Annotated in this window: 4 protein-coding genes; all 4 read left to right on the plus strand. The window is 47.9% G+C overall.

Going from position 1 to position 3,561, the window contains the following annotated elements:
* Positions 1-83: 83 nt before the first annotated feature.
* The gene (locus H6S82_RS23990; RefSeq protein WP_190474885.1) at positions 84-1,046 is read left to right on the plus strand and encodes a protochlorophyllide reductase; all 963 of its coding nucleotides are present in this window, start codon (positions 84-86) and stop codon (positions 1,044-1,046) included.
* A gap of 66 nt (positions 1,047-1,112) precedes the next feature.
* Entirely contained in the window at positions 1,113-2,543 is a 1,431-nt protein-coding gene (locus H6S82_RS23995) for an amidase (RefSeq protein ID WP_190474883.1), read from the plus strand.
* A gap of 145 nt (positions 2,544-2,688) precedes the next feature.
* Positions 2,689-3,147 carry a hypothetical protein gene (locus tag H6S82_RS24000; RefSeq protein WP_190474882.1) on the plus strand — a complete coding sequence of 153 codons (459 nt, stop codon included), beginning with the start codon at positions 2,689-2,691 and terminating at the stop codon, positions 3,145-3,147.
* Positions 3,128-3,561 (plus strand): hypothetical protein (locus H6S82_RS24005; protein ID WP_199317943.1); only part of this gene is annotated, 434 nt, incomplete at its 3' end. The genes H6S82_RS24000 and H6S82_RS24005, both read left to right, overlap by 20 nt.

Below are 3,561 nucleotides of genomic sequence, written 5' to 3' on the forward strand. Positions count from 1 at the left end.
CCCACTTCGGTGTGAAACAGGAGCTGAGAACTGGAAAAATTAGATTGAGAGAACAAAGTTCGCACTCCAGGAGGATCGACAAAATGGAACAACCTCGCAAGCCAACAGTCGCAATCACGGGTACTTCGTCGGGAGTCGGTTTGTACGCCGCCAAAGCGCTGGTGAAGAGAGGGTGGCACGTAGTCATGGGCTGTCGGGATTTAGACAAAGCAGCAAGAGCAGCTCAAAGTGTAGGAATACCCTCGGACAGCTACACGCTCATCCATATCGACTTGGGCTCTTTACAGAGCGTGCGACGATTTGTGGAAAACTTTAGGGCGCGGGGTCTATCTTTGGACGCTTTGCTGTGCAACGCCGCCATTTATATGCCTTTATTAAAAGAGCCATTGCGAAGTCCAGAAGGCTACGAATTGACCGTTACCACGAATCACCTGGGTCATTTCCTGCTGTGCAACCTGATGCTGGAGGATCTCAAACGGTCATCTTATCGCGATCGACGGTTGGTGATTTTGGGAACGGTGACCCACAACCCCGACGAATTGGGCGGGAAGATTCCGCCGCGTCCGGATTTAGGCAATTTTGAGGGTTTTGCCGCCGGATTTAAAGATCCGATTTCCATGATTGATGGTAAGAAGTTTGAATCGGTGAAGGCGTACAAGGACAGCAAGGTCTGCAACGTCCTGACAATGCGGGAACTGCATCGCCGCTTTCACTCCTCAACCGATATCACCTTCAGTTCTCTCTATCCGGGATGCGTTGCAGAAACGCCCCTATTCCGCAATCACTATCCCCTCTTTCAGAAACTTTTCCCCTTGTTCCAGAAGTACATTACGGGGGGATACGTATCTCAAGAGTTGGCTGGCGAGAGGGTGGCGGCGGTAGTCGCCGATCCGGAATACAGACAATCGGGTGCTTATTGGAGCTGGGGAAATCGCCAGAAGAAAAACCGTAAGTCGTTTGTGCAACAGGTATCTCCCCAAGCTCGCGATGATGAGAATGCTGTGCGGATGTGGGAACTGAGCTATAAGTTAGTGGGATTGGCTTGATCGGGCTCAACTCAACCTACAATCGATAAGCTAGACCGAATCTTACCAAGCACGGGAGAAACTGCGATGATTGATGACCGAGAACCGATCGCTTCTAAAGTCGATCTAGCATTTACTCCCGCGCTGGAACAGGCGCGGCTGATCCGCAGCAAAGAAATATCGCCCCTAGAGTTGGTTGAAGTTTACTTGGAACGCATCCAGCGCTTGGATGCTCAACTGGGCAGTTATTTTACAGTAATGGCAGATCTGGCTCTGGCAGATGCGAAAGCTAAAACGGAGCAGCTCGGTAAGGGCGATACCTCAGATTTGCCGCCTTTTTTTGGTGTCCCGATTTCAATTAAAGACCTTAACCCCGTTGCTGGTGTGCCTTGTAGCTATGGTACGCCAGTGTTGAGGAGCCAGGTGGCTGCTTTTGATGATGGGGTGGTAATGCGAATTAAGCAGGCTGGCTTTATTATTTTGGGCAAGACTGCTACTTCCGAGTTGGGTTCTTTGCCTTATACTGAACCGCCTGGGTTTCCACCAGCTCGCAATCCCTGGAATTTGGATTATACTCCGGGGGGGTCGAGTGGCGGTGCGGCTGCATCTGTAGCAGCTGGATTGTGTGCTGTAGCACAAGGTTCCGATGGTGGTGGCTCAATTCGCGGCCCAGCTTTTTGTTGCGGTTTGGTGGGAATAAAGCCTTCCAGGGGTAGGGTATCTTACGCACCGATCGGAGATCGGCAAAGCGGGATCGGTGCCAATGGGCCGATCGCTCGTACTGTTGCGGACGCCGCCGCTCTGCTGGATGTCATGTCTGGCTATATTACCGGAGATCCTTATTGGTTACCAGATCCCAATCCTTCTTTCCTCGTTGCTAGCAGTCAAAAACCCGATCGTTTACGAATCGCTTTTGCGACGGCAATTCCACCCATCGGTGAAGCTTCTCAAGAATGTCAAAAACCCGTTTTGGAAATTGCCAAACTTCTAGAAGAATTCGGTCACAGCGTTGCACCCGGTTGTCCGGATTTTAACGGTTTGGTAGAGCCTTTCACAACAGTTTGGCTTTCAGGTGTAGCAGCATCTGGCATTCCTAAAGAAGCGCTGGGTTCTGTGAATCGCTATTTAGCAGAACGTACTTGCGATGCCGGTCAATATTTGCGAGCTGTTTGCCAAATGCAAGTTATTGCAAGGCGAATAGTTGGCTTTTTCGATAACTTTGATGTTTTGGTTTTACCAGTTTATTTGCATCCGACAATTCGCGTTGGCGAGTGGGCTAATCTCAGTCCGGAAGAAACTATGCCAAAATTAGCGAATTGGGTGGCTCCCTGTCCGCCTTTTAATGCTAGCGGACAACCGAGTATTGCCATTCCTGTCGGTTTCGATTCCAATGGCTTACCGCTGGGAGTTCAGCTTGTCGGACGACCTGCACAAGAAGCTACTCTCATTTCTCTTGCTGCACAAATTGAAACTGCAAAACCTTGGATTGGGAAGCGTCCTGCTTTTGCGCTGTCATAATTCAAGAAGTAGGGTGCGTCAGCGCGATAAAATTAATAATTACTTTGCAAATTATACTCTTATGACGCACTTTACAGCTAAAGTCTCAAACTCATCAGCTATGGAATGCTAAAATTTACGTAAGTCTGAATCCAGACCATTCTGAATGACCCCGCCATCTAATCCCCAACCATCTCAGCCATCTTCAAGCGCAAATCCCCCTCCGTCCCAACAGCAACCCCAGCTTAAAACGCGATTGGGAAGACGTACAGAAGTGGTTTTAATGAATATCTGGGAGCCTTTGGATTTGATGGGTAAGGCTTTAATGGGAGATCTTTGGACGACTACTTACTTGTCCGTTCAGGATGCGATCGCTCTCAGCATTCTTCTCCAAGTTCCAGGCTTAATCGGACAGTGGATTATCGGTAAGAGTTTCTCTGATTTTAGTGTTTGTCTGCAAGAAAGTGCTTTAGGGCCAACACGATATGCTTGTTTTATAATTGTGGCATCTGACTTTCTTTTGTGGATCGTCCTAGCGGGTCGAATAATCGGTCGTTTTTGGGTAGATTTGCGCGAGCTGAGAAAGAGTAAGGGAGGTGGCGGACATGGCTCTGGTCAACCGTGAAAAAATAAGCCTTTATGAAGAAGCTAAAGCGGGGTTAAGTTCGCTATTAGAGCAAACGGCTAAAGTCGGTGCTGGTTTGGGAATAATGCTACTGTTGACTGGGGGTAATCCACCAGCATATGTTGTAGGTTTGAGTTTTTTCTTGGGAATTGGTTTTGTTGCTTGGAGTGAAAAGAAGCGCCTTACAGAGTCTGCCAAGGAAATAGCGAAAACGCCTCTAAAATTTACGAATCAGATGGTTGTTTTTGAGGAGCGATTCCTCAAATATAACGAAAAAGCATTAAAACAGATTCAAGAAGAACTTCAAGTAGAATTTCGATACAAAATCCGACAATCTTTACAACAACTTCTTTTACAACAACTTCAATACGTAGGCACAATGGGAGCAGTTTACAAGATAAGTATTCTTGGAGA

It is taken from the genome of Planktothrix sp. FACHB-1355, assembly GCF_014748295.1.
Classification (GTDB): Bacteria; Cyanobacteriota; Cyanobacteriia; order Cyanobacteriales; family Aerosakkonemataceae; genus Aerosakkonema; species Aerosakkonema funiforme_A.